At 64.6% G+C, this 23,690-nt stretch carries 27 protein-coding genes and 1 tRNA gene; 13 read left to right on the forward strand and 15 right to left on the reverse strand.

Going from position 1 to position 23,690, the window contains the following annotated elements; all coding sequences use genetic code 11:
• The first annotated feature begins 2 nt into the window (after positions 1-2).
• From arcC to FKB36_RS01310, 7 genes are all read left to right on the forward strand, one after another.
• On the forward strand, positions 3-941 hold the full coding sequence (gene arcC / locus FKB36_RS01280; RefSeq protein WP_261596214.1) for a carbamate kinase: 939 nt from the start codon (positions 3-5) through the stop codon (positions 939-941).
• Positions 942-1,003: 62 nt separating this feature from the next.
• The gene (locus FKB36_RS01285; RefSeq protein WP_261596215.1) at positions 1,004-1,342 is read left to right on the forward strand and encodes a DUF5518 domain-containing protein; all 339 of its coding nucleotides are present in this window, start codon (positions 1,004-1,006) and stop codon (positions 1,340-1,342) included.
• 56 nt (positions 1,343-1,398) lie between these two features.
• The gene (locus FKB36_RS01290) at positions 1,399-1,773 is read left to right on the forward strand and encodes a DUF5518 domain-containing protein (RefSeq protein WP_261596216.1); all 375 of its coding nucleotides are present in this window, start codon (positions 1,399-1,401) and stop codon (positions 1,771-1,773) included.
• A gap of 268 nt (positions 1,774-2,041) precedes the next feature.
• The gene (locus FKB36_RS01295) at positions 2,042-3,418 is read left to right on the forward strand and encodes an MFS transporter (protein ID WP_261596217.1); all 1,377 of its coding nucleotides are present in this window, start codon (positions 2,042-2,044) and stop codon (positions 3,416-3,418) included.
• Positions 3,419-3,505: 87 nt separating this feature from the next.
• Positions 3,506-5,125, forward strand: coding sequence for an ATP-binding protein (locus FKB36_RS01300; RefSeq protein ID WP_261596218.1), 1,620 nt, complete (start codon positions 3,506-3,508; stop codon positions 5,123-5,125).
• A gap of 82 nt (positions 5,126-5,207) precedes the next feature.
• Positions 5,208-5,366: a rubredoxin gene (locus FKB36_RS01305; protein WP_261596219.1), complete on the forward strand. Its 159-nt coding sequence runs from the start codon at positions 5,208-5,210 to the stop codon at positions 5,364-5,366.
• 230 nt (positions 5,367-5,596) lie between these two features.
• A complete protein-coding gene (locus FKB36_RS01310) occupies positions 5,597-5,758 on the forward strand; it encodes a rubredoxin (protein ID WP_315901812.1) in 162 nt (53 codons plus the stop codon).
• Positions 5,759-5,799: 41 nt separating this feature from the next.
• Here the strand turns inward: FKB36_RS01310 and wtpC are convergent, their stop codons facing one another.
• From wtpC to tsaA (FKB36_RS01335), 5 genes are all read right to left on the reverse strand, one after another.
• On the reverse strand, positions 5,800-6,849 hold the full coding sequence (gene wtpC / locus FKB36_RS01315; RefSeq protein ID WP_261596220.1) for a tungstate ABC transporter ATP-binding protein WtpC: 1,050 nt from the start codon (positions 6,847-6,849) through the stop codon (positions 5,800-5,802).
• Position 6,850: 1 nt separating this feature from the next.
• Entirely contained in the window at positions 6,851-7,663 is an 813-nt protein-coding gene (locus FKB36_RS01320; RefSeq protein ID WP_261596221.1) for an ABC transporter permease, read from the reverse strand.
• 7 nt (positions 7,664-7,670) lie between these two features.
• Positions 7,671-8,153 (reverse strand): tRNA (N6-threonylcarbamoyladenosine(37)-N6)-methyltransferase TrmO, encoded by a 483-nt coding sequence (tsaA, locus tag FKB36_RS01325; protein WP_261596222.1) that lies wholly within the window; start codon positions 8,151-8,153, stop codon positions 7,671-7,673.
• Positions 8,150-8,983: a molybdate ABC transporter substrate-binding protein gene (locus tag FKB36_RS01330; RefSeq protein ID WP_261596223.1), complete on the reverse strand. Its 834-nt coding sequence runs from the start codon at positions 8,981-8,983 to the stop codon at positions 8,150-8,152. Before FKB36_RS01330 ends, tsaA (FKB36_RS01325) begins: the two co-directional genes overlap by 4 nt.
• Positions 8,984-9,086: 103 nt before the next feature.
• Positions 9,087-9,569, reverse strand: coding sequence for a tRNA (N6-threonylcarbamoyladenosine(37)-N6)-methyltransferase TrmO (tsaA, locus tag FKB36_RS01335; RefSeq protein ID WP_261596224.1), 483 nt, complete (start codon positions 9,567-9,569; stop codon positions 9,087-9,089).
• Positions 9,570-9,662: 93 nt separating this feature from the next.
• Between tsaA (FKB36_RS01335) and FKB36_RS01340 the strand changes: the two genes are divergently transcribed.
• Positions 9,663-10,031 carry a nuclear transport factor 2 family protein gene (locus FKB36_RS01340; protein WP_261596225.1) on the forward strand — a complete coding sequence of 123 codons (369 nt, stop codon included), beginning with the start codon at positions 9,663-9,665 and terminating at the stop codon, positions 10,029-10,031.
• On the opposite strand, the gene thiE is transcribed toward FKB36_RS01340, so the two are convergent.
• From thiE to FKB36_RS01355, 3 genes are all read right to left on the reverse strand, one after another.
• Positions 10,028-10,663 carry a thiamine phosphate synthase gene (thiE, locus tag FKB36_RS01345; RefSeq protein WP_261596226.1) on the reverse strand — a complete coding sequence of 212 codons (636 nt, stop codon included), beginning with the start codon at positions 10,661-10,663 and terminating at the stop codon, positions 10,028-10,030. The two genes, FKB36_RS01340 and thiE, sit on opposite strands and share 4 nt — an antisense overlap.
• Positions 10,663-11,490 (reverse strand): hydroxyethylthiazole kinase, encoded by an 828-nt coding sequence (gene thiM / locus FKB36_RS01350; protein ID WP_261596227.1) that lies wholly within the window; start codon positions 11,488-11,490, stop codon positions 10,663-10,665. The genes thiE and thiM overlap by 1 nt, the downstream gene beginning before the upstream one ends.
• Positions 11,491-11,793: 303 nt before the next feature.
• Positions 11,794-11,878: transfer RNA gene (locus FKB36_RS01355), tRNA-Ser, on the reverse strand.
• Between the two features lie 51 nt (positions 11,879-11,929).
• Here FKB36_RS01355 and FKB36_RS01360 point away from each other — a divergent pair.
• Positions 11,930-12,133, forward strand: coding sequence for a thiamine S protein (locus FKB36_RS01360; RefSeq protein WP_261596228.1), 204 nt, complete (start codon positions 11,930-11,932; stop codon positions 12,131-12,133).
• 13 nt (positions 12,134-12,146) lie between these two features.
• Here the strand turns inward: FKB36_RS01360 and thsA are convergent, their stop codons facing one another.
• The 5 genes from thsA to FKB36_RS01385 form a co-directional block, all read right to left on the reverse strand.
• Positions 12,147-13,724 (reverse strand): thermosome subunit alpha, encoded by a 1,578-nt coding sequence (thsA, locus tag FKB36_RS01365; RefSeq protein WP_261596229.1) that lies wholly within the window; start codon positions 13,722-13,724, stop codon positions 12,147-12,149.
• A gap of 216 nt (positions 13,725-13,940) precedes the next feature.
• A complete protein-coding gene (locus tag FKB36_RS01370) occupies positions 13,941-14,555 on the reverse strand; it encodes an orotate phosphoribosyltransferase-like protein (RefSeq protein WP_261596230.1) in 615 nt (204 codons plus the stop codon).
• Between the two features lie 20 nt (positions 14,556-14,575).
• Positions 14,576-15,031 carry an NOB1 family endonuclease gene (locus tag FKB36_RS01375; RefSeq protein ID WP_261596231.1) on the reverse strand — a complete coding sequence of 152 codons (456 nt, stop codon included), beginning with the start codon at positions 15,029-15,031 and terminating at the stop codon, positions 14,576-14,578.
• Complete coding sequence (gene rtcA / locus FKB36_RS01380; RefSeq protein ID WP_261596232.1) at positions 15,028-16,008, reverse strand: RNA 3'-terminal phosphate cyclase; 981 nt, start codon at positions 16,006-16,008, stop codon at positions 15,028-15,030. The genes FKB36_RS01375 and rtcA overlap by 4 nt, the downstream gene beginning before the upstream one ends.
• Positions 15,995-16,852, reverse strand: a complete 858-nt coding sequence (locus FKB36_RS01385) for a ribose-phosphate diphosphokinase (RefSeq protein WP_261596233.1) — start codon at positions 16,850-16,852, stop codon at positions 15,995-15,997. The genes rtcA and FKB36_RS01385 overlap by 14 nt, the downstream gene beginning before the upstream one ends.
• Before the next feature lie 81 nt (positions 16,853-16,933).
• Here FKB36_RS01385 and lonB point away from each other — a divergent pair, with 81 nt between their 5' ends.
• From lonB to FKB36_RS01405, 4 genes are read left to right on the forward strand one after another with little or no spacing between them, the layout of a single operon-like run.
• The gene (lonB, locus tag FKB36_RS01390) at positions 16,934-18,871 is read left to right on the forward strand and encodes an ATP-dependent protease LonB (protein WP_261596234.1); all 1,938 of its coding nucleotides are present in this window, start codon (positions 16,934-16,936) and stop codon (positions 18,869-18,871) included.
• Between the two features lie 6 nt (positions 18,872-18,877).
• Positions 18,878-20,206 (forward strand): TldD/PmbA family protein, encoded by a 1,329-nt coding sequence (locus FKB36_RS01395; protein ID WP_261596235.1) that lies wholly within the window; start codon positions 18,878-18,880, stop codon positions 20,204-20,206.
• Entirely contained in the window at positions 20,203-21,495 is a 1,293-nt protein-coding gene (locus FKB36_RS01400; RefSeq protein WP_261596236.1) for a TldD/PmbA family protein, read from the forward strand. Before FKB36_RS01395 ends, FKB36_RS01400 begins: the two co-directional genes overlap by 4 nt.
• Complete coding sequence (locus FKB36_RS01405) at positions 21,496-21,759, forward strand: pro-sigmaK processing inhibitor BofA family protein (RefSeq protein WP_261596237.1); 264 nt, start codon at positions 21,496-21,498, stop codon at positions 21,757-21,759.
• Positions 21,760-22,028: 269 nt separating this feature from the next.
• On the opposite strand, the gene FKB36_RS01410 is transcribed toward FKB36_RS01405, so the two are convergent.
• Together FKB36_RS01410 and FKB36_RS01415 are read right to left on the reverse strand one after the other, a co-directional pair.
• Positions 22,029-22,721 carry a KaiC domain-containing protein gene (locus FKB36_RS01410; RefSeq protein ID WP_261596238.1) on the reverse strand — a complete coding sequence of 231 codons (693 nt, stop codon included), beginning with the start codon at positions 22,719-22,721 and terminating at the stop codon, positions 22,029-22,031.
• Positions 22,721-23,533 carry an RAD55 family ATPase gene (locus FKB36_RS01415; protein WP_261596239.1) on the reverse strand — a complete coding sequence of 271 codons (813 nt, stop codon included), beginning with the start codon at positions 23,531-23,533 and terminating at the stop codon, positions 22,721-22,723. The genes FKB36_RS01410 and FKB36_RS01415 overlap by 1 nt, the downstream gene beginning before the upstream one ends.
• Between the last annotated feature and the right edge of the window lie 157 nt (positions 23,534-23,690).

The following is a 23,690-nucleotide window of genomic DNA, read 5'->3' on the forward strand; positions in this document are numbered from 1 at the left end:
CAATGAAGGCAGTGGTGATCGCGCTCGGCGGCAATGCCATCCTGCAGCACCGGGAGACGGGGACGGCAAAAGAGCAGCTTGCGAACGTGCAAAAGGCAGCGCGGCAGATCGCAATGATCGCAGGCGAAGGCTGTGCCGTCGCCGTCACCCATGGGAACGGGCCGCAGGTGGGCGATATCCTCCTCAAGAACGAACTCGCAAAAGAGACCCTCCCACCGATGCCGCTCGATATCTGTGGGGCGGAGAGCCAGGGGATGATCGGCTACATGCTCCAGCAGTCGCTCGGGGAGGCGCTCCGGAAGGCGGGGATCGACCGCCCGGTCGCGACGGTGCTCACCCAGACCCTGGTCGACGGCGACGATCCGGCATTTACGAACCCTGAAAAACCCATCGGCCCGTTCTACACCCAGGTGCAGGCGAGGAGGCTCCGGGAGGAGAAGGGCTGGCGGATGGTCGAGATCCCGGGTCGGGGTTACCGGAGGGTTGTCCCCTCCCCACGCCCGGTCGCCCTCGTGGAGGAGCGGGCGATCGCCCGTCTCTTCTCCACCGGGACGATCGTGATCGCCGCGGGCGGCGGAGGCGTTCCGGTGGTCGCGGACAGCAAAGGCGCCCTCAGGGGTGTCGAGGGGGTCGTGGACAAGGATCTCACCGCAGCCCTCCTTGCCCGGCTCGTCGGTGCCGACGACCTCCTGATCCTGACCGACGTCGAGCGTGTCGCCCTGAACTACGGTCGGCCGGACCAGCAGGAGATCGCTGAGATGACGGCCAGCGAAGCGCGGGCCCACCTCGCGGCGAGGCATTTCCCTCCCGGGACGATGGGGCCGAAGATCAGGGCGGCTCTCAATTTCCTCGAAGCCGGAGGGGAGCGGGCGACCATCGCGCCCCTCGAGGGTGCTTACCGGGCGCTTTCCGGACGAGCGGGAACCCGGATCCGCCCGTGACCTGTCCCTCGCCCCAACGTATATATATCACGTCTCCGAATCCCCGGCGGTGATGGATTAATATGGCGGATAACTTCTGGGCCGGCGTCATCGTCGGGTGGCTCGTGGGACTTGTTCTCGGCTTCCTGCTGCCGGTCATCGGGCCGCTCGTCGGCGGGTTCGTCGCCGGGTGGATGGTCAGGGGCGGGATAGGGAACGGTGCGAAGGCCGGGCTGTTTGCCGGCATCCTCGGTGCTATCGTCATCGCGGTGCTGCTCATCATCGGCGGCACGGTTCTCCTCGGGGCGTTCGGGTTCATCGCGGGCCTTGGAACGTCGCTCGTCATCATCGTGGCGGCGTTCGTCTACCAGGGCCTTCTCTCCCTGATCGGCGGCGTCATCGCCGGGGCGATACGGCGGTAACTGGAGGTCGAACGCCGAGGGCCTTCTCCCCGGCCCTTCTCGTTTCGGAGGCGAGGTTGGCGAAACAGGACGCTCCCTACTGGCTTTCTCCGCTTGTAGGCATCATATTCATGCTCTTCATCAGCCCGTTCTTTCCGGTAGGGGGACCGATCGTCGGAGGGGCCATCGGCGGCTATCTAGGGCCTCCGGGGGCGGTCCGGGGCGCGCTCGGCGGACTTATCGGCGGGCTCGTCGTCGCCGCGATCTTCTCGGTCGTCGCCGTCGTCGGCGGGACAGCGGTCCTCGGCCCTCTCGGCACTCTCCTCGGCCTCGGGGTAGCCGTCCTCCTCTTCGCCCTCGCCCTCTATTTCGGCCTTCTCGGCGCCGTCGGCGGCGCGATCGGCGGGGCGCTGAAAGCGTGGACGGTCTCGAACCGCAGGGCTGCGTGGTGATCTCTCCGGCCCCTCCCGGGGCCTCACCGCGATCCGGGAGCGGCACGTCCTGAGGTGGGGGGACCGGAAAGCCGGCAGACCCGCCCCTCCCGAAGAATATAATCGCGGCATACGGCACGATCCGGGCGAGGGTCTGGCGTATCCTCTCCGGTGCCGTTCGGAGTAAAGGAGTCGCGGGTAGCGACAGTGTTCTTATCTGCGCTCACAGCGTATATCCTTATAACGCATACCCGGGAAGGAATCGGGGATGTTTCAGGGGCACGATACCGTGGAGCAGGAAGAAAACAAGCCGTATTCAAGAAGATTTATCCTGATCCTCATCACCGCCGTCACGTTCCTCAACCCGTTCACGGGCTCCGCGATCAACCTCGCCCTGCCCGCCATCGGGGCTGAGTTCACTGCCGACGCCGCCATGCTCGCCTGGGTCGCCAGTGCCTACCTCCTCTCGTCGGTCATCTTCCTCCTCCCGGCGGGGAGGCTCGGCGACACCCGGGGGAGAGTCACCGTCTTCCTGCTCGGGGTCGTCGTCTTCACCGCCGGCTCCATCCTCACCATCTTCACGCCCACGTTCGAGCTGCTCCTCGCCTTCCGGTTCCTGCAGGGGATCGGCGGCGCCATGATCTACGCAAACAGCGTGGCCCTGATCACCCAGCTCTTTCCTCCCGGCGAACGCGGCACCGCCATCGGGCTGAATGTCACCGCCACCTACGCCGGGCTCTCGCTCGGGCCGTTTCTCGGGGGCGCCCTGACTCAGTTCTTCGGCTGGCGGAGCATCTTCGTCCTGACCATGCTCATCGCCATCCCGTCCCTCCTCTACGCCGGGAAGTACCCGGCGTTCCTGAACGAGCGGCGCGACGAGCGCTTCGACATCCCCGGGACGGTCATCTCCTCCGTCCTGATCCTCTGTCTCTTCCTGGGCCTGGCCCGGGCGACCACCCCGGCCGGCGTGGTGCTCCTCGTGGCGGTCGTCCTGCTCGGGGTGATCCTGATCCGGGTGGAGCAGCAGCAGCCCTGCCCCATCCTCCCGGTCCCGCTGCTTGTGTCGAACCGGGTCTTTGCCGCCTCGAACGGTGCAGCCCTGATCAACTACAGCGCCACGTATGCGGTCGGATTCCTCCTCTCCCTCTACCTCCAGTACGTCCGGGGCTACGAACCCGTCGCCGCGGGCACCCTGCTCCTGGTCCAGCCGGTGATCATGGCCTTCGTCGCCCCGATCTCCGGCCGCCTCGCCGACCGGATACAGCCCGGGCACGTCGCCTCGGTGGGGATGGCGCTCTCGGGCGCGGCACTCTTCGGCTTCTTCTTCCTCTCCCCGACGACGCCGGTCGCCGCGATCGTCGCCCTCCTGGTCCTGCTGGGCGTGGGGGTCGGGCTCTTCTCGTCCCCGAACACCACCGCCATCATGGGCTCCGTTACGAGGCGGGATTACGGGTGCGCATCTGCGATGACGGCGATGATGCGGTCGCTCGGGATGATGCTCAGCATGGGAGCGGTCCTGGTGGTCTTTGCGGTCGTCATGGGGTCGACCGTCGTCACGCCGACGACATTCCCGGACTTTCTGTTGAGCCTGCGGCTGATCTTCCTCGCACTCGCGGTCCTCTCGGTCTTCGGGGTCGTTCTCTCGCTCCGCAGGAACAAATCGTGATGAGGGGCTCTGAGGCCCCCGAACAAACCCTCCTGAATCGAAAAGGAAGCGTTAAACCTCTCGCCGTCCTGTCTTCTTCTTGAAGAGATGGAGATCGTCATCGGGAAGGACGGCGACCGCGACGTCGCCGTCGACGCCCAGGAACTGGTCACGGGAAGGACCTGCATCATCGCGCAGTCCGGTGCCGGAAAGAGCTGGAGCATCGCGGTCATCTGCGAGCAGCTCCTGCAGGCGCGGGTGGGGTTCTGTCTCATCGATACGGAGGGGGAGTACTCCTCGCTCAGGGACAGGTTCCACCTCCTCTGGATCGGTTCCGGCGACGACTGCGACATCGATATCGAGCGGGCGAACCTCCGGGAGCTGATGCATAACGCGATCTGCTCCCGGACGGCGGTGATCTTCGACGTCTCGGAGACCGATATGCGGGAGAAGGTGACTCTCCTCGCCGATCTCCTCTACGATCTGGAGAGCGGGCTCAAGAAACCCTTCCTGCTGATCGTGGAGGAGGCGGACAAGTTCATCCCCCAGTCCGGCGAGTCCATCAAGAAGATCGAGGAGATATCCCGCCGGGGGCGCAAACGCGGGCTCGGGATGCTGGTCGCGACCCAGCGCCCGTCGCTCGTGACGAAGAACGTCCTCTCGCAGTGCAACAACCAGATCATCGGGAAACTCTCGATAGAAAATGACTTGAAAGCGGTCGGCCTCTTCTTTTCGTCCCGTAAAGAGGTCGCGGAACTCGCCGAACTCGAACCCGGGGAGTTCTTCGTGATGGGCAGCCTCTCCCGCGAGAAGGTGAAGATGCGGTTCCGCGACCGGCTCTGCGAGCACCGGGGGCTGACGCCGAAACTCGTCCCGGCGCGGCCGGTCCGGCCGGCCGAGGCACCCCGTGCGGAACCGGCCCACACCGAGCCGGCCCGCGCGAAGCCGTGCGACCCCGAGGAGAGCCGCCGGGAAAGCACGGATTCGCCGCAGGCCGCCGCGAATGCGGTCATCCCGGTGCTGCTCCGCGAAGAAGCGCTCGATATCGCGAAAGGGAAACGGAAGCGCCGGTTCCTGATCCTTGAGCCGGAAGAGCGGATCGTCTCCGGGGAGCGGGTTTACCGCCCGCTCCACCGGATCGATATCCGTTACATCGGTGGAATTCTCCGGAGAGCGACGAAGACGGCGTCGTTTCTCATCGACGGGCCTACCGGCTGCATCGTCGAGATGGATCGCGGCTTAAAGGTCCGGCCGGGGTTCTCGGAACTCCTGGGGCTCGACGAGGCCGCGGTGAGGGTTGTTTCCGGGCTTGCGAACGGCGGCTCGACCCTGACCGAGATCGAGGCCGATACCCACCTTCCTCCGGCCGCGGTGAAGAAGGCGATAAAGAGCCTTGCCGGTGCGAAACTCATCACGGAGATGAAGACGGTGGGCGACACGACGGTTTACGTCCCCCTGCTCGCGGAAGACGTCCCCGCGTTCTCCTCTCTCCGCCCGGGGTCGGTCGACCTCTCGATGGAGCCCCTCCGCGAAGAGCCTCTCGAGGCGAAGGCCACGGAGTCGTCCCTCCGGACGGTCATCAAAGGGCTCGAACCCACGGCGGAGATCGTGGGGTTCGATACGATTTACTACCCGGTCTACCTGATCCGGTTCGCCTCAGAGCGGGGAGAGCGCTCGCTCGTCCTCGATGGGTGTACGGGGAGAGAACTGCTCTTCCCCGGGTCGTGACCGGAGCGCTTATCGCTCTGCGGGTGAGATGATCGTATGCCCTGCCGCCCTCGCGGCCGGTGGGCGATGAGGTGAAGAAGCAATGGATTCATACCGCTGCATGCTGTGCAGCTACGTCTACAACCCCGCTCTCGGGGATACCGCCCATGGTGTTGAGGCCGGGACGGCGTTTGAAGACCTGCCCGAGACCTGGAAATGCCCCCGGTGCGGTGCGCCGAAGAGCCGTTTCAAGAAGGTCTAGGGGAGAGCCGTTCCCTGGCCGGACCTCGTTCTTTTCTTCCGGTGATCACCATCGGTCAGCGTATGCTCCCCCCTCGCCTGAACCGGGAACCCCCGTCTCGAAGGGCGATTCGCCTTCGGCGGGCTTAACGGTATCCCGAGGCCCCTCGACCGGAGCGCTTATCACTCGGGGGGCACATGGGTGCCGTGCCCCGATCGACGCTCTGGTCGGGCGGTGAGGTGAAGGAAGAGATGATGGATTCATACCGGTGCGGACTCTGCGGCTACGTCTACAATCCGCGGGCGGGCGAGCCCGGCAGTAATGTCGCGCCCCGCACAGAGTTTGGGGACCTGCCCGAGACCTGGGCATGCTCCCGGTGCGGTGCGGAGAAGAACCTGTTTCGGAAGGTGTAAGGGCAGGTTCGGGGCTCTGAACCTCTCTTACACCCTTTTGCCTATCGCATAAAGACGTGAACCGCAGAGGCCTTGAAAGTGACGTAAGCCTCTTTTCCCTCGGCGAGATCCAGGCGGGCGATGCTCTGCCGGGTCAGGACGGCGACGAAGGGCACCCCGGTCTCCACCACGACCCGTGAGAAGATACCGTTCTGCCGCACCTCCGTCACCGTGCCCGGGAAGGCGTTTATGGCGCTCGATTCAAAAGGCTCGCGGGAGACGATCACCTCCTCGGGCCGGATGCCGAGACAGACGTCTCCCTCGACATCGGTTGCGGTCCGGATACTGATGCCGCCGAGATCGATGACCGTCTCCCCGTTCTGGATCCTTGAGACCCCGTAGAAGACGTTCTCCATGCCGGTGAAGGCGGCGACGAACTCGGTGGCCGGTCTCCGGAAGACCTCGTCGGGCGTACCTACCTGGACGACCTTCCCGTCCTGCATCACCGCGACCCGGTCGGCGAGGGCGAAGACGTCCTCGAAGTGGTGGGTGATGTGGACGACCGTCGTCCCGGTTGCCCGGTGGACGGCTTTCAGCTCCTTTCGGAACCGGTCGCGGGTACCGGTGTCGAGCGCCGAGAGCGGTTCGTCGAGGAGCAGGATCCGGGGCCGGAGAACGAGGGCTCGGGAGATCGCCGCCCGCTGCTGTTCGCCGCCGGAGAGCGTCCCCGGCGTGCGCCCGAGGAGGTGGTCGATCCCGAGGAGGCCTGCGATCTCCTGGACGCTCTCCTGGATCCGGGCGGGTTCGACCCCCCGCTGGAGGAGGCCGAACCCGATGTTCTCCTCGATCGTGAGGTGGGGGAAGAGCATGTAGTCCTGATAGACCATGCCGACCCCCCGGTCCTTCGGGTCGGTGGCGGTCACATCGCGTCCGTCGAGGGTGATTGTTCCCGCATCGGGCGCGTAGATCCCCGCGATCGTCTCAAGGAGGATCGTCTTCCCGGCGCCGGTCGGCCCGAGGATGATGAAGTACTCCCTCTCCGCGACGGTCAGGTTCACGTCGGTGAGCGTGAAATCTCCAAGGTGTTTGGAGAGCCCGGCGATCCTGAGCATATCAGAAGACCTCCCGTGTCCCGGAGTAGTGTTCGAAGACCGAGAGCGAGACCACCGATATGACGATGAGGATGACGGCGGCGGCGATGGCGAGGTCGAGGTCTCCGGTCGACATATTCAGGAAGAGCGCGATGGGCAGGGTCTCGGTCTTCATCTGGGTGGCTCCCGCGAGCATGAGGACCGCACCGAACTCGCCGATGGACTTCGACCAGGTGATGACCAGACCCGCGATGAGGCCGTTTTTAGCGAGCGGGAGGGTGACCTGGCGGAACGCGCCCCACTCGGTGCACCCGAGTGTCCGGGCGACATGTTCGTAGCGGGGGTTGATCGCCTCGAAGGCCGACCGGGTGATCCTGACCATGTAGGGGAGGTTGACGAAGAACTGGGCGACGATTATGCCGAGCGGGGTGTAGACGACGTCGAGCCCCCACCGGGAGAGCATCTGCCCAAAGGCTGAAGGGCCGTAGAAGATGAGCAGCGCCACGCCCGCGACGAGGGGCGGGAGGGCGAGCGGGATGTTGAAGATGGTGTTCGCTATTCTTTTGCCCGGAAACGAGAACCGGACGAGCGCGTAGGCGACCGGCACGGCGGCGGTTACACAGAGGGTGGTGGAGATCGCGGAGGTGATGAGCGAGAGTTCGACGGCGAAGAGGATCTCGGGGGAGGTGAGACTCTCGATCAGGGCCGGGAGCGGCGGGTAGGCTACGAGACCGACGATGACGACGGCCATGTAGGCGATCACGCCGAAGAGGACGGCGAGAAAGAGCACCCTGAACGGTGTGGGGTGGGGGAGGGCATCCCGATTCGGGGGCATGGCCGACTTAAAAGGATGCACTCTGGTCTCTGATCCGTCCCACGTGCTGCGGCGTCACCCACCCGGAGGTCGCGCCCGGGATGCAGTCGAACGCCGGTATGTAGGGCTTGATGTCGAGGACTGGTGTCCCGTCCAGGAGGTCGAGCCCCTCGACGGTGAGCGTCGCACCCTCGATCCCGGTCAACCGGACGACCGATATCCCGAGCCGGTTCGGGCGGTTGAAGTGCCGGGTGGCGAAGATGCCGTGCGGCTCCGCACCGTCGATGAGCGCCCGCTCGCTGAGTTCTTCGCCGGCGGCCCGGTGGAACCGATAGATGAGGATGATGTGGGAGAACTCCGCGAGGGCCGCAAGACCGTCCCGGAACTCAGGGTAGACCTCCACCGTCCCGCGGGCGGTGGAGAAGGCCGCCTGGATCGGGGTGGCGGCCGGATCGGAGAACGGCGTCCGGGCGATCCCGATGGCCCTGCAGGGGCACTCTGCACCGCTCATGGTTCGATCCCTGCGTACGCCGGGTCGGGGTAGGCGGGGAACCCGTGTTTTACAAAGATCGCCTTCCCTTCTTCGGAGGCGACGAACTCGACGAACATCTGAGCGGCTTCGGGCTGCGTGGTGAAGGTGGTCGCTCCTATCGGGACGATGAGGGCGAGGCTGTCCTCGGGCGGGAGGCCGATCATATCCATCTTCTCGGGGTTGATCTGGTCCATCGTGAGGAGCGCGGCATCTGCCGTGCCCATGTTCATCGCGACCACCACTTCGTTGATCGTCGGCGCCCGGAGGACGACGTTTGCTTCAACGGCGTCGTGGATACCGTGCGCCCGGAAGAGTTTGTCGCCGGCCCTGCCGATCGCGGTCGAGTTCACGCCGCCGAGCGCGATCTTCAGCCCCGGCCGGGCAAAGTCGTCGACCGACGTGATGTTGTGCGGGTTGCCCTTGCCGACGGCGATCACTGGGACGTGGTAGGCGACGTACCCCGGCTCTCCGACCAGGCCTTTCTCCCGGGCGATGCGGTAGTCCGGCGTTCCGCCGGGGATGAAGGCGTCACCCTTCCGGGAGAGTTCCATCTGGGTGATGAGCGTGCCCGAACCGGCGAAGGTGTACTCGATATTGATGCCGTACTTATCGGTGAATGCCTCTCCGATCTCACTCATCGGCTTCTTGAGGCCTGCGCCGGAGTAGACGAGGAGCGAGATGTCCGCTACGGTTGGGGTGGCGTTCTCCCCGGTGACCGACGGCTGGGTGGTGCAGCCGGCCATGAAGAGGAGGGCGGCGAGGAGAACGATGGCGATCAGTGGAATTGCTCGTTTTGTCATGGATACCATACCGTATCCACCCCTTGTTATTAAAGTGATTTCATTTACTTTTATGTTATGTTAAATTGTTTTACCTTAAACGGCCTGTATTGAATCTTGCTCCCCGCCCCGGTCAGCAGAACCGGCCGTCCGAGCGCCTGGTGCGGGCGGCCTCCGAGGTTGAGGCCAGCCACCCGGCCCGCTCGTCGGGGTAGGCGTCGAATGCCGGGACGTAGGGTTTGATGTCGATGACCGGGGTGCCGTCCAGGATATCCACGTCCTCTACGGTGAGCGTCGCGCCCTCGACCGTGACCAGCCTGAGCACGGAGAGCCCGATCGCGTTCGGGCGGCGGGGCGCCCGGGTTGCAAAGACGCCGTGCGGTGTCGTATCGAGGAACGGCACCACCTCGAGCGCGTAGCCCTCCGTGCGGTGGAGGTGGTAGAGGAGGATGATCCGGGAGAATCCCGTGAGGTCTTTCAAGCCCGCCGCATAGGCGGGGTCGAGCTCGATCGTGCCCCGGACGCCCCGGGCGCCGACGGGCTGGATAGGCATGTCGCGGGGGTCGCGAAACGGGGAGTGGACGGTGCCGATGGGAGTGAAGGTTATCCCGGTCATAGATATCCCTCTCCGGGAGAAATGAAGAGGGTTTGCGTCCGGGCAGAGCGCGGGGAAATGGTTATTATCGTCCCATGCGTTCACACGCTCTCTATGGAAGATCTGTTAACAGCTCTCTTTGATATCGAGAGAAGGGCCTGGAGAGCTGCGGATACCCGGGACGCAGAGTTCTACCGGGAGTACCTCGCACCGGAAGCCCTCGTCGTCAGCCCCCGGGGCATCCTGGACAGGGAAGGGATCCTCCGCGATCTCGTGGAGAACCCCAACGAATTCCCGGAGTACGCCATCATGGACGAAAAGGTCGTGCCCCTCGGGGAGGAGGGCGCCGTCCTTGCCTATACCGTCTCCTTCGGTGGGCAGATATTCTACGTATCGACGGCGTATACCCGGAAGGGCGATCGTTGGCGGGCGGCCTTCCACCAGAGGACGCCTGCGATCCAAAAGCCCGGGTCAGAGAGTTAACGCCCTTTCGCCTTCGCGGCAGCGATCCTGTTCCGGAGTTCCCGTGCGGCGGCGGTGACGTCGTCCTCTCCGACGACCGCCGATATCACCGCAACCCCGTCCGCTCCCGCGGCGATGACGTCGGCGACGTTTTCCGCGGTGATCCCGCCTATCGCGACGAGGGGGAGGGCGACCGCGGTCCGGATCTCCGCGAGCGTCGCGAGCCCGTGCCCCGGCCCGGCGTCGTCCTTCGATCCGGTCGCAAACGTCGGGCTGAGGGCGACGTAGTCGGCCCCCTCCGCCGCGGCGCGGATCGCCGTCGCCACTGACCCGACCGAGGCCCCGATGATGAACCCCGGCGGGGCAAGCCGTCGCGCCTCTCCGATGGGGAGATCGCTCTCGCCGAGGTGAACCCCGTCGGCACCCGCCGCGAGGGCCACGTCCAGGCGGTCGTTCACGATGAAGAGCGCCCCGGCATCATGGGTGACCTCTCGTATGGCAAAGGCCGCATCGAAGAGCGCCCGCCCCGAGAGGGTCTTGTCGCGGAGCTGGATCGCGTCCGCGCCGCCGGCGACGGCGCGGGCGGCAAGCTCCGCGTGGGATCGCCCACGGCCGATCTCCTCGTCGGTGACCACATAGAGGTCGTAGGCCATTACCGTTCCTCGATCCGGGCGTGCCCGGTAAGGTCGTCGGGGGTGAGGCCGGCAAGTTCGTCGAAGAGCGCCGTCCTGAACGAGTAGGGGCCGCGTGCCTCAAGTGCGGCCCGTTCCCCCGCCCGGCCGAGTGCCGCGAGCGCCGCGGCCGATGCGACCGCGTAGTCGTCCGCGACCGCGACGAACGCCGCGGTGACCGAAGAGGCCATGCATCCCGTCCCCGAGAGGCGGTCCATCGCCGGGTTGCCGTTCCCGACGAGGAAGACCCTTCTATCGTCGGTAACGACGTCAACCGCTCCCGTCATCGATACGACCGTCCCCGTGAGGCGGGCGCACTCCCGCGCCGTCTCGACGGGGTCGCCGGCGATCCCGCCGGAGTCGACTCCCCGGACGCTCCCGCCCGTCCCGGCAAGGACACCGATCTCCCCGGCGTTGCCCTTCAGGACGGCGACATCGAGGGTGTCGAGGATTCTTTGGGCGGTCTCGGTGCGGAACCGGGTTGCCCCGACGCCGACCGGGTCGAGGACGACCGGGATGCCGAGTTCGTTTGCCCGGCGGCCGGCGGCGAGCATCGCCTCGACCTGCGTAGCGGAGAGCGTCCCGATGTTCAGGACGAGGGCGCCTGCGGCGGCGACCATCTCGGCGACCTCCTCAGGCGCCTCGGCCATCACCGGGGCGGCCCCGGTGCAGATCGTTATGTTTGCGCAGTCGTTGATGGTGACGCCGTTCGTGATGTGGTGGATGAGCGGCCGCTTCGACCGCACCGTGGCGAGGAGCCCAGCGGGGATTGCCCCGTCCATGAAGTTTGCCGGGGAGTCTCTTGTCATAACTATCGTTATGAGGTTTGATTGTACTACGGTAAAAGCAGTCGTTGCCCGGTGCCCCGCTACGTATACCGCCGGCACCGATCTTCGGGGTCGTGGGCCGACCCCCGACGAAAAAAAAAGAGGATGCGGCACAGCCCATGATCCCGGGGAACAACCCGCTGACGAGCGCCGTGTTCTCGCCCAGGATCCGTGCTGCATCCATCGTCGCGATGAGGTAGGGGAAGTTTATCGGCATCAGGAAGAAGAGCACACCGCTTACGAACAGGGATAAGAGGCTGCTTGAACGTTGAACACTCAAAAGGACGCCGAGGGGGAGATTTGAACTCCCGAGGTGCCAGGCACCAGTGGCTTTCGAGGCCACCGCCTTCCCGGACTAGACTACCTCGGCACAGAATCAGCCTAGAGTATTTAGGCTCTACGACTATAATAGTATCGAGATATGCTCTGTCGACTCACCCTCATCCCGGACGGTACCGTGCTTGTCTACCGCGGGCGGCCGGGCGACACGTATGAGGCCGCCCTCCTCTCCTTTGGGTTCAACCCGGATACGGCGCTGATATTCTCCGGCGGCAGGAGCCTGCCGCAGGACAAAAAGATCGAGGAAGAGGAGGCCCGGATATTCCTCGCCTCCTCACGCGGATAACGTATTATTCGGCCTACTTCCCGGTCTGGGTGATCATCATGTCGTCGACGCGGACGAGGAGCATGGCCGTCTCGGTCGCGCTCTTGATCGCCTGGGTCTTCACGCGCTCGGGCTCGATGACCCCGGCCTCGTGCATGTCGACGATCTCGCCGGTGTAGACGTTGAGCCCGGCGTACTTCGCGCCGTCGGCGTGGGCCTTCCGGAGAGCGACGACCTTGTCGATGGTGTCGAACCCGGAGTTCTCCGCGAGGGTTCTCGGGATGACCTCGAACGCGTTCGCGAACGCTTCTATGGCAAGCTGGGCCCGGCCGCCGACGGTTGCGGCGTAGTCGCGGAGCCGGAGCTGGAGTTCGATCTCGACCGACCCGCCGCCGACGACGAACTTACCGTCCTCAATGGCGTCCTGGATGACCCGGGCCGCGTCGTAGACCGCCCGCTCGAGTTCGTCGAGCAGGAGCTGGGAGGTGCCGCGCAGGAGGATCGTGACGGCCTTCGGGTTCTCGCACCCGGAGATGATCGTCAGGTCGGCGTCGGGGATCTCCCTGGCCGCTTCGGCATGGCCGAGCGTCGCTTCGGTGAGTTCTTCGGGCTTGTTGACGATGGTGCCGCAGAGCGCTTTTGCGGCGAACTTCATATCCTCTTCTTTCACGTCCTCGAGGGCGTAGATGCCGTGCTTCGCGAGGTAGAACTGCACCGCGTCGGCGATCCCCTTCTGGCAGAGGACGACGTTCGCGCCGGAGGCGACGATCAACTCGGCGAGCTTCCGGAGGGACTCGCGCTCCTGCTCGGAGAACGCCTTCATCTGGTCGGAGGTGGTGATCTTGATCTTCGACTTCACCTGGGTCTTCGTGATCTCGAGCGGCTGGGCGAGCAGGGCGACTTTAGCGTCCGTGACCGCATCAGGCATCTGCTCGAATACGCGCTTCTTGTCGATGACGACGCCCCGGATCAGTTCGGCGTCGTCCATCGAGTCGCCGACCTGCTTCTTGATCTTGATGTCGTCCTCGTCCACGGTGTAGGTACCCTGGCCGGTCTCGGCCGCGACCTGCTGCACCGCGTCCACCACGATGCCGGAGATCTGGTCTTTGATCGCCTCGATGGACTTCCCGGTCATGGCGGTTCCGGCGAGCTTGATGAGGTTCTCCCGGTCGTCGGCACTGATGGCGATGGCCAGTTCCTCGAGGATCTCAAGAGCCTTCTCCATGCCGAGCTGGTAGCCGTGTGCGATGATGGTAGGGTGCACCTCCTGGGCGAGCAGTGTCTCTGCCTCTTCCATAAGGGACCCGACGAGCACGGTCGCGGTCGTGGTGCCGTCGCCGACCTCGTCGTCCTGGGTCTCCGCAACCTCAACGACCAGCTTGCCGCCGGGGTGCTGCACGGACATCTCGTGCAGGATGGTTGCCCCATCGTTCGTGATCACCACGTCACCGCTGGAGCTGACCAGCATCTTGTCCATTCCCCGGGGACCGAGGGTCGTCCGAACGGCGGCCGCAATTGCCTTTGCAGCCATGATATTCGAGCGCTGCGCCTCGAATCCACGCGTACGCTCAACATTGTCCCGTAAAATAATGATGGGCTGTCCAGCAAGCATTGTATAATCCTCCTTTGTTCGTTAGGTTTGTTCAGAGGTTCTATATATATTAACCGATGGGTGTCGCCCTCCCCCCGGTGCCCCGGCCGCTCAACGGGGATGGATCGCCCGTCAGGTGATATTGCGCGCCTGGTACCCCTGACGGACACGCCGGTCGCACCCCCCGCTCCAGGAGGCGGACCCGGGGGTTATTTGAAAAAAGCGCGAGCCTGGTCTTTAGCCAAGTCTCGATATCACGAAGAGCGAGTGGACCGGAACCCCGTCAATCTCCCGGAGACCCCGCTTGTCGAAGAGCGACCAGACCGCCATCGGCACGGCCCCATGCTGCCGGAGGAACCCGATCGCCTCGGAGAGCGTCGTCCCGGTCGTGACGACGTCGTCGACGATGATGCACCGCTGTCCGGTGATCGCGGAGAAGGTGCCCGAGAGCGACCCGGTAGGGCTCTCGCCACGGCTGTGCTTCGCCGGGAGGTAGACCGCGAGTTTCAATCCCTCCTCTGCGGCGATGAGGGTGGCGAGCGGGGCACCCGACGGCGCGATGCCGACGACTGTGTCGGGGAGGTCTTCGACGGCACGTACGACGCTTCCTTCCGCCAGGTAGAGGAAGCGTTTGAGCATCATCATCGCCATGTCGTTCAAGAGTACTCCGTGGCTCCCTACCGCCGCCCAGTCGATGTGGACGTCTTTCGGGGCCTCCATACCCTTCTGCTGGGTGAGCAGCCAGGTGACCGTCTCCATCGAGAGACCCAACTCGTCGGAGATCTGGCCGGGAGTGTGTCCTTCTGCCTGGAGCGCTTTTGCCTTCGTGATCAACTCTTCGAGCGCGGACATGAAGAAAGGTATCCGGGTGATTATTTAAGTTTTCTTTTGATTGATGCGCCGCAGACGGGGCAGTCCCCCGGCTCCTGCCAGTACCGCCCGCACCCGCTGCACCGGTAACGCCACCGGATCGGTCGGGCAGGCCGTTGCCGGATGCTCCGGGTCTCGATACCGAGGCGGTGGGCGACGTTCTGGACGGCGAAGTCATCGGTGACGAGGACGGCCGAGAGTTCGAGTGCCAGCGCGAGGATCTCCCGGTCGGTTCCGGAGAGCACCCCGGCATCCCCGGTCCGCACCGCGGCCGCATCGACCCGCGCGAGGTCCTCGTCTCCAGGTTCCCGGACGGCAAGTCCTGTCGCCGCGAGCATCTCAAACCGGCATTTCGCGTGGAAGTCGGCGAGTTCCCCGACCACCGAGGGAGTGGTCGCCATTGGGCCATCGAGGGGGATCTCCGCGAAGAAGGCCGAAGCGTCGAGGACAAGTGTCATGCGGCGAACCTCACGGTGCCGTTCTCCCGGCACTCGACCGGGCGGCCGAACTCTGCAAGGAGCGAGCAGGCGGTTCTGGCATGCGTCGAGAGGGTATGGGTGGCGTACTCCCCGCCGGAGAGGGCGAGGTAGACCAGGAGCTGGTCGGCGAGGTGGACGTCGACCGTGCCGGGGCTGCGGTACTCGTCGATGAAGGCCCGGGCGGCCGCCCGGCCCACCTCCTCGGCGGGAAGCCCTCTCCGCCCGAGGGCGACGGCGCCCTTCGCCCCGCTCCAGATGGTGATGGAACTCCCGGTGCTCGGCCCGCCCTCCCGGGGGTCGAGGGTCGCGGTGCAGGCGAGATCGAGTTCACTCCTGATGAGATCGCGGGCGGCGCCGGCCTGGCGTTCGGTGACGTGGCCGGGAAGCCCCGCCGAAGAGGAGATGAGGCTGCACGCCGACTCCTCCGGGACAGAGATCGGGCCGGGGAGGCCCGGCTCCACGCTTACGCGGACACGCCCTCCCCCCCGCGGGTAGTAGCCCCGCTCAAGCAGATCGATCTCGATCGAGGCCCCGGCCCGGCGGAGCACCGGGGCGAGGACGTGGTCGACGTAATCGATCGTCGGGCTCTGCGCCACCTCGGTCCCGCCCACGACCGCGATGCTCCCGCCGCGAGCGAGCGCAGCCGGGAGCCATGCCTGGAGGACGAGAGGGATGCTCCCCGCGGTCCCGGTATCGATATGGAGATCGGCACGCCGGAGGTCACCAGGGATGAAGGTGATCTCGCGGCTTTCCGGCGTAAGCCCCGTACATTCGGCACCGCAGGTCCCGGCGACCGCCCGGACTGCGGCGATGTGCTGGGGCGCGAGCCCCGGGCGCTCCCGGTTCTCCCGGATCCGGACGACGGTGATGGGTATGCCGGAGATCGCCGAGAGGGCGACCGCCAGGCGGAGGATCTGCCCGCCCCCTTCGAGGTGGGACCCGTCAACAGTGAGCATCTTCCCTGATCGCGGTGGCGATAGCGCTTGCGGAAGATATGAAACTTGAGGCGTTCTCGTAGGTGTCGCTGGAGACGACCGACGAGATTCCTGCCGCCCGCAGACGGGTGTAGGCGCCGCTCGTGAGCACCCCGTGGACGCAGGCCGCGTGGATGGACGCTGCCCCCTGCTCCCGGAGCATGCAGGCGGCGGTCGCGAGGGTTCCCCCGGTGGATATGATGTCGTCCACGATCACGGTGTCTCTCCCGGCGGCATCGATGGTCTTCGGGGCGATCCTGACTTCTTCGCCCGAGAGCCGGGTCTTTTCGAGGTGATCGCAGTCCCACCCGCCGACCGCGGCAACGTCGGTCGCGAACGCGATCGCCCCTTCGTCCGGCGCGAGGACCAGGGGGTTCTTCAGGTGCAGATCGCCGATGTAGCCACCGATCGCCGGCGCGATGCTGACATTCTTTGCCGGAACGCCGAAGAAGTCCAGATCGACCGGGTCATGGACGTTGACCACGAACGCACGCTCGATGCCGGTCGAGAGCGCCCGCGCGATCGCCCGGGCGCTGATCGGCTCGCCCGGGAAGAAACGCCTGTCCTGCCGCGAATACCCGAGATACGGGACCACCAGGGTGTTTCTTGACCGGTCGGCGGCATCGATAGCGAGAAGGGTCTGCACAAACATATCATTATCTACGATGCTGCTGACGATCAGGGTCTCATCGTCCAGCTCACCGCACCGGAGGTACATCTCTCCGTCGGGAAACCGGGTGAATTTCGTCTCGACCAATGGGATCCCCAACTTTTCGGCAACGCGGGCTGCCAGGACCTGGGACCGTTCTGTACTGATTATTCTCATGAAACACCTTTGCTAGAAAGTATTTGAACGAGGATGAATAAATTATATAAGTACCAGTGCAGCAAAGAGGTAAACTCGACGATGGATTCGACGCAAACAACAGAAATTCCCAACATTGAGCTCACGAACGACGAACTGGAGGAGACGGAGGTCTTTTCCGGCCTTGAGATGAGCGCATCGTCAGATATCGACGTACCCCCGAATCTCATCGACCAGGTCATCGGCCAGGAGCACGCCGTCGAGGTGATCCGGAAGGCCGCCGTCCAGCGCAGGCACGTGATGATGATCGGCACCCCCGGAACCGGCAAATCGATGCTGGCGAAGGCGATGGCCGAGCTCCTCCCGAAAGAGGAACTGCAGGACATCCTGGTCTACCCGAATCCCGAGGACAACAACACCCCCATCATCCGGACCGTGCCGGCGAGCCGCGGCAAGCAGATCGTGAACGCCCACAAAGTGGAAGCGAGGAAGAAGATCCAGATGCGGAGTACCCTCATCATGCTCCTCATCATCGGTATCATCGGCTACGCGATCATCACCTACCAGTGGCTGATGGGGATCATCGCCGCCGCGTTCGTCTTCATGGCGCTGAAGTACTCGATGCCCCGCGAGGAAGCGATGGTTCCGAAGCTCCTGATATCCCACGACCAGAACGTCACGGCGCCCTTCATCGACGCCACCGGTTCGCACGCGGGCGCCCTGCTCGGCGATGTCCGGCACGACCCCTTCCAGAGCGGCGGGCTTGAGACGCCGTCTCACGACCGTGTCGAGGGAGGGGCGATCCACAAGGCGCACGGCGGGGTGCTCTTCATCGATGAGATCAACACCCTCACCCCCCACTCTCAGCAGAACCTGCTGACCGCGCTCCAGGAGGGCACCTTCCCGATCACCGGCCAGAGCGAGCGCTCGAGCGGTGCGATGGTCCGGACGGAGCCGGTTCCCTGCCGGTTCGTGATGATCGCGGCAGGCAACCTCGATGCCATCCAGGGGATGCACCCGGCGCTCCGGTCGCGTATCCGGGGCTACGGCTACGAGGTCTATATGCGCGAGACGATGGAGGACACCCCTGAGAACCGGAAGAAGTTCCTCCGGTTCATCGCGCAGGAGGTCAAGAACGACGGGAAGATCCCCCACTTCGACCGCGCGGCCATGCTCGAGGTGCTCCGCGAAGCCCGGCGCCGCTCGAACCGGAAGGGTCACCTGACCCTGAAACTCCGCGACATGGGCGGGCTGATCCGGGTGGCGGGAGACCTCGCCCGGCAGGAGGGTGCGGAGATCACCTCGGCCAGGCACGTCCTTGCCGCGAAGTCGACCTCCCGCTCGATCGAGGACCAGATCTCCGACGAGTACATCCGGCGGACCCGCGACTACGACCTCGCCGTCGTGGAAGGAACCAAGGTCGGCCGGGTGAACGGGCTTGCGGTGATGGGCAGCGACTCGGGCTCGATCCTCCCGGTGATGGCCGAGGTGACCCCGAGCCAGGGGGCGACCGGCACGGTGATCGCGACCGGTATGCTCAAAGATATCGCCAAAGAATCGATCACGAACGTCAGCGCCCTGATCAAGAAGTTCACGGGGAAGGACATCCGGAACATGGACATCCACGTCCAGTTCATCGGCACCTACGGCGGTGTCGAGGGCGATTCGGCTTCCGTGACCGTGGCGACGGCGGTGATCAGCGCCATCGAGAACATCCCGGTGCGCCAGGACGTCGCGATGACGGGCTCGCTCTCGGTCAGGGGCGACGTCCTCCCCATCGGCGGGGTCACCTACAAGATCGAGGCGGCGGCAAAGGCCGGGATCAGGAAGGTGATCATCCCGCGGTCGAACCTCGACGACGTCCTGATCGAGGAGCGCTACCGCGCGATGGTCGAGGTGGTGCCGGTCGATCACATCGAGGAGGTCCTCGAGAACGCGCTCGTTCCCGAGAACCGCGAAGGATTCATATCGAAACTGCGGAAACTGGCGGTCAACCCGACCGCCGTCTTCGACCCGAACGCGGGGCGCTCTGTGGTCTGATGCCTTATGGCTGAAGTGAGATACTACGATATCCGGTGCGTACGGGGCGAGATTACCCTGGTCGATATCGACAGCGGGGTGGTCGAGTCCGCGGGCACCTCATTTTTTGACAAAGCCGTGGTCCGGGTGCTCGGACCGAAAGGATGGGGCATCCTCACCCGCGATCACGTCGATCTTGACTCGAGACGCGAGGTGGAGAGCCTCGTCGAGGCGGCATCGCGTCTCGCCGCGGTCACGGAGGATCATCTCGACCTTGCCGACGCACCGCGCGGCGTGCTCCCGGTCCCTCCGCTCGTGGAGGACCCCCGGGAGGTCGATCTCGAGGAGAAGACCCGGTTGCTTGCCGGGATCGAGGAGGCGGCACGCGTGCCGGGGGTGGGAAACACCCGGGCGCGCTACACCGAAGGGATCGACTCCGTCCGGTTCCTGGACTCGAGCGGGAACGAATACGCCTACGAGGCCGTCCGGTCCGGGTTCTCGGTCCTCGCGATCGCGTCCAGGAACGGCGTCATGCAGATGGGGAGCGAACGCGATCACATCACCACGGGGTTCAACCTCCGTGGTAAGCAGGATCTCGGCCGGAAGGCGGGCGAGGTCGCGGTCTCGCTCCTCGACGCGAAGATCCCGAAGGGGGGTGCGAAACGGGCGGTGCTCGACCCGGAGCTTGCGGGGGTCTTCACCCACGAGGCAGTCGGCCATGCGAGCGAGGGCGACCTCGTCCGCGAAGGCGCATCGGTTCTCGGGGGGAAGATCGGTGAAGCGATCGGCTGCGCGGGACTGGTCATCGTCGATGACCCCACGCTCCATGAGTTCGGTTTCATGCCTGTCGACGCCGAAGGCGTCGCGGTAGAGCGGACAGAGATCGTCCGCGACGGCATCCTTCGGTCGTACATCCACAACCGCGAGACTCTTGCGGCGATCGGAAACGGGGTTCCCGGCCACGCCCGGTCGGAGCACGGGGCGCCGCCGATCGTCCGGATGAGCAACACCTTCATCGAGAATGGCGACGCGACCTACGACGAGATCCTCGAGGAGTGCCGGGACGGCATCCTCCTGATCGGATCAAGAGGCGGCCAGGTCGACCCCGGCCGCGGCGTCTTCCAGTTCAATGCGGAGTACGGCTACCTCGTCGAGGGCGGCGAGCTGGCCGGCATGGTCCGGGACGTCTCGCTCTCGGGCGAGATCCTCTCGACGCTCCACAACATCGCCCTGATAGGAAACGACCGAAAGATGAGCCCGGGGTACTGCGGCAAAGGCGGGCAGAGCGTCCCGGTCAGCGACGGCGCGCCGCATCTCCTGCTCGAGGGCGCAACCATCGGGGGGCGCGGCGAATGAACGGCGATGATCTGATCGAGAGGATTCTCCGGGAGGGAGAACGCCGGGCGGACGAGATCGAGGTCTTCTACGCCCGGGGGCTGAGCGTCGGGGCCGAGATCAAGAAGGGAGTCCTCGGGAACGCCGAGGAGTCGGAAGCCTGGAGCATGGCCGTCCGGACGGTCAGGGACGGGCGGATAGGGTTCTCGGCCACGAGCGATCCCGACCGCTGGCAGGAATGCCTGGATGCGGCGCTTGCGAGCGGCCGGCTCGCCACCCCGCAGCAGTGGGGCGGGTTCCCGAAACCGGCCGACCTCGCGGGAACTCCTTCTGCAAACGACGAGAATCTCGTCGTCGCGGTGGAGGACGCGGCAAGGATGGTCGACGATCTCCTCTCCGGTGCTGCGGAGCACCCGGTGGAGGTCGTCGGCGGGGGCGCGAATCTTGCCCGGTCGTACCTCGCGGTCGCAAACTCGAACGGCGTCTTCTACGGCATGGGCCGGACAGCGGCGTCGGTCTCCCTCGAGACGATCCGGGAGCAGTCCACGGGTTACGAGTTCGACGCCTCCCCGTTCCTCGCGGAGATCGATCCCCGGTCGGTCGGTGAACGGGCGGCCTGGCTTGCCGCCCGCTCCCTCGGCGGCCGGGAGATCGAGACCGGCCGCTACGATGTCGTTCTCTCCCCGATAGCGGCGGCAAGCCTCATCGGGCAGGTCCTCCTCCCGGCCCTCTCCGGGCGGAACGTGAAGGCCGGCCGGTCGTTCCTTGCAGACAAAGTCGGCGAGCAGGTCTTCGACGAGTGCCTCTCCGTCTACGACGACCCGTTTGCCCCCGGCCTCGGGAGTGCGGCCTTCGATGCGGAAGGCGTCCCGACCCGCCGCCTGGTCTTCGTGGAGCAGGGGGTGCTCCGGGGATTCGCCTACGACCTCAAGACCGGTTACCGCTATGGCGAGGGGAGCACGGGGAGTGCAGTTCGTTCAGGGGGCGAAGGGCCTGGAATCGGGTTCCACAATCTCTTCATCGACGGCCCGCGGGTGAAAGAGCCCGGCGACGAGCGGGCAATCTGGATCCACGACGTCGTCGGCGCCCATACCGCGAACCCGTTCTCCGGCGACTTCTCCGTCGAGATCTCGAACCCCTTCTGGATGGAGGGCGGGGAACCGGTCGAACCCATCCGGACAGCGATGCTCTCGGGGAACATCTTTGAGATGCTCGCGGATCTCGGGGGGCTTGGAAATGACACAAGACGCGTCGGACGGCTGACGATTCCATCAATACGGTTAAATAACCAGCAGATCATTGGTAAATAGATGATGGAAGAGATCCTTGCCATCCTTCTTGCCGTAGCGATAGCCGCGGCGATATACTACCTGATGAAGAAGGCGATGACGCTCGTCATCAACGCCATCGCCGGGCTCATCACGCTCTGGCTCCTGAACTATTTCAACGTCCTTGCGTGGTTCGGCGCTCCCGACATCCAGATCAACCTGGTGACGATCCTCATCTGCGCTCTTGCAGGACTCCCCGGCGCCCTGGTTCTGGTGCTGCTCCATCTGGTCGGGATCACGATCTGAAGAGGGGCGGGGCCGGCTCTTCTCCGATCTCACCTTCCGTGGCGATACCTCCCCGGTTCGCTGCCCGTATGACCGGGATAAGCCAGCATCAACACTATCCCTGAATACGGTCTTTCCATCGGGCAATCGCCTGGGCACCGCCCCGACCCCGGGGAGAGAGAAGTGGGGCATGGGTCGCCGACGAGATGTATGGGTGCCGTTCTGCTACGGGTGAGGCGAGGCCACCGGCGTATGCGTAAAACCCTCCCCATCGGGAGGGCGCCGGCGCCCTAAAACAGGCTTGCCTCCGAGTAGACCATGATCCCATCCTCCTGGATCTCGAACGGCTTGATCTCGCGGGAATGGGGTGACCGGCGCATCTTCACGACCTCGAGGGCCAGGTGCACCTCGGTAAGCCCCGGGGAGCGGATGTAGCGCAGGAGGATCACCGTATCGGCCAGGTACTCCACAAGACCGTACTTGCTCCCATTTTGGTCTCTCACGTCGGTCTCGCTCGTCAGAACGAGCGTGCAATCCTCATCGCGCATCATCTCGATGAACCCAAACATCTCCTGCCGCTGGATGGATTCATCCGTGAAAAGGCCCTCAAAAAGAGATATCGGGTCGATGACCACCCTTGTGGCCCCGGTGCTCCTTATCAGGGCGGGAAGCTCGCTCTTGATACTGTTGATGGCGAGGTTGAAGTCGGTCGGATCCAGCCGGAGGAGGGAGAACCGATCGTCGAAAACCTTCGCATCCCACCCTTTCTGTGCCATTGTGGCACGGAGGAGCTCCTCTCGCTCCTCAAGGCTGATGTAGATCACCTTCTCGCCCCGGTTGAGCCCCTCATACGCGAACTGGAGGGCAAACATCGTCTTTCCGGTCCCGTAGGTGCCGACGATCGCGCATATGCTCGCGCGAAGCAATCCTCCATGGAGCATCTCATCGAGACCCACGACACCGAACTTCACCCGGCCGGCCATTATATCACCACCCTTATGTTGCGCACCTCAAACCCCTCTCCTGCGGATATCTTCACCGCGAACTTCACGAGATCCTTATCCTCAAGGCGGGGCATCACGCCCCGGAACCTCTCAAAGTACATCACCCGCTGCCGACGCTGTGCACCGGTCTCCTCCCAGCGGAAGAAAAGTGTGGCGTCGATACAATCGGCGATCTCAAGTTCCTGCGACCGGTTCAGGATACCGGAGGTGAGAGAGAGATAGATCGTTATGTTCCGGCGCTTTGCCACCTGCTGCAGGCCGCGCAGGAAGGCGATGAACGCATGCCATCGTGGGCTCCCCGCAAGCGCCGGTGCGATCCCGGTCAGAGAGTCCATGACGATCAGGCTGTTGTCCGGGCATCCGTCGATCAACCGGGCGAGGTCCGCGAGGATATCGCTATTCTCCCGACGCTGCTTCTTCTTCAGGCGCTCGATGGTGCTCCCCTCCCCGTACCAGTTCGGAGGGACGATGGTCGCATCAAAGAAGATCTCCGAGAGGTCGTAAAAGGCGATCTCCTCCTTGAGCCGGGTGTAGAGGTCAGGGTTGAACGAGAGGGCCATCTCCTTGAGGATATCCTCCCGCATCCGGGTGAACGTCACATACGTGATCTTCTCCGGGAGGACGAGGTGCTCGCCCACCTTCCCGCTCTGCCTCAGTATGGCAAGGTGCATGATGGAGGTCTGCACAAACTCGACGTTGCCGGCACCGTGCTCCCCAAGGAGCAATACCGCCGATCCGGGTGGGATGCCTCCATCCAGCAGAGGATCAAGCGATGTGATGCCTGTTGGCATCCGTAATCGGAGGGGGTCATGCATGAATACACTCTGTATATAAGGCGAACGATTTATCAATTCTGATCCTATCCGGTATCAGGGAAAGCCGGGGTTGAGGACAACGGAAAAGCAGATTTATAAGGCTGCCTCTCCAGATCACCTACTACCTACACAG

Origin of the sequence: Methanoculleus formosensis (genome assembly GCF_025384765.1) — an archaeon.
Lineage (GTDB): Archaea > Halobacteriota > Methanomicrobia > Methanomicrobiales > Methanoculleaceae > Methanoculleus > Methanoculleus formosensis.

Bases quoted from the DNA above. Each gene is read 5' to 3' on its own strand.
- arcC (WP_261596214.1), top strand. From the start codon at position 3: ATGAAGGCAGTGGTGATCGCGCTCGGCGGCAATGCCATCCTGCAGCAC.
- FKB36_RS01285 (WP_261596215.1), top strand. From the start codon at position 1,004: ATGGCGGATAACTTCTGGGCCGGCGTCATCGTCGGGTGGCTCGTGGGA.
- FKB36_RS01300 (WP_261596218.1), top strand. From the start codon at position 3,506: ATGGAGATCGTCATCGGGAAGGACGGCGACCGCGACGTCGCCGTCGAC.
- FKB36_RS01305 (WP_261596219.1), top strand. From the start codon at position 5,208: ATGGATTCATACCGCTGCATGCTGTGCAGCTACGTCTACAACCCCGCT.
- FKB36_RS01310 (WP_315901812.1), top strand. From the start codon at position 5,597: ATGATGGATTCATACCGGTGCGGACTCTGCGGCTACGTCTACAATCCG.
- wtpC (WP_261596220.1), bottom strand. From the start codon at position 6,849: ATGCTCAGGATCGCCGGGCTCTCCAAACACCTTGGAGATTTCACGCTC.
- FKB36_RS01320 (WP_261596221.1), bottom strand. From the start codon at position 7,663: ATGCCCCCGAATCGGGATGCCCTCCCCCACCCCACACCGTTCAGGGTG.
- tsaA (WP_261596222.1), bottom strand. From the start codon at position 8,153: ATGAGCGGTGCAGAGTGCCCCTGCAGGGCCATCGGGATCGCCCGGACG.
- FKB36_RS01330 (WP_261596223.1), bottom strand. From the start codon at position 8,983: ATGGTATCCATGACAAAACGAGCAATTCCACTGATCGCCATCGTTCTC.
- tsaA (WP_261596224.1), bottom strand. From the start codon at position 9,569: ATGACCGGGATAACCTTCACTCCCATCGGCACCGTCCACTCCCCGTTT.
- FKB36_RS01340 (WP_261596225.1), top strand. From the start codon at position 9,663: ATGGAAGATCTGTTAACAGCTCTCTTTGATATCGAGAGAAGGGCCTGG.
- thiE (WP_261596226.1), bottom strand. From the start codon at position 10,663: ATGGCCTACGACCTCTATGTGGTCACCGACGAGGAGATCGGCCGTGGG.
- thiM (WP_261596227.1), bottom strand. From the start codon at position 11,490: ATGACAAGAGACTCCCCGGCAAACTTCATGGACGGGGCAATCCCCGCT.
- FKB36_RS01360 (WP_261596228.1), top strand. From the start codon at position 11,930: ATGCTCTGTCGACTCACCCTCATCCCGGACGGTACCGTGCTTGTCTAC.
- thsA (WP_261596229.1), bottom strand. From the start codon at position 13,724: ATGCTTGCTGGACAGCCCATCATTATTTTACGGGACAATGTTGAGCGT.
- FKB36_RS01370 (WP_261596230.1), bottom strand. From the start codon at position 14,555: ATGTCCGCGCTCGAAGAGTTGATCACGAAGGCAAAAGCGCTCCAGGCA.
- FKB36_RS01375 (WP_261596231.1), bottom strand. From the start codon at position 15,031: ATGACACTTGTCCTCGACGCTTCGGCCTTCTTCGCGGAGATCCCCCTC.
- rtcA (WP_261596232.1), bottom strand. From the start codon at position 16,008: ATGCTCACTGTTGACGGGTCCCACCTCGAAGGGGGCGGGCAGATCCTC.
- FKB36_RS01385 (WP_261596233.1), bottom strand. From the start codon at position 16,852: ATGAGAATAATCAGTACAGAACGGTCCCAGGTCCTGGCAGCCCGCGTT.
- lonB (WP_261596234.1), top strand. From the start codon at position 16,934: ATGGATTCGACGCAAACAACAGAAATTCCCAACATTGAGCTCACGAAC.
- FKB36_RS01395 (WP_261596235.1), top strand. From the start codon at position 18,878: ATGGCTGAAGTGAGATACTACGATATCCGGTGCGTACGGGGCGAGATT.
- FKB36_RS01400 (WP_261596236.1), top strand. From the start codon at position 20,203: ATGAACGGCGATGATCTGATCGAGAGGATTCTCCGGGAGGGAGAACGC.
- FKB36_RS01405 (WP_261596237.1), top strand. From the start codon at position 21,496: ATGATGGAAGAGATCCTTGCCATCCTTCTTGCCGTAGCGATAGCCGCG.
- FKB36_RS01410 (WP_261596238.1), bottom strand. From the start codon at position 22,721: ATGGCCGGCCGGGTGAAGTTCGGTGTCGTGGGTCTCGATGAGATGCTC.
- FKB36_RS01415 (WP_261596239.1), bottom strand. From the start codon at position 23,533: ATGCCAACAGGCATCACATCGCTTGATCCTCTGCTGGATGGAGGCATC.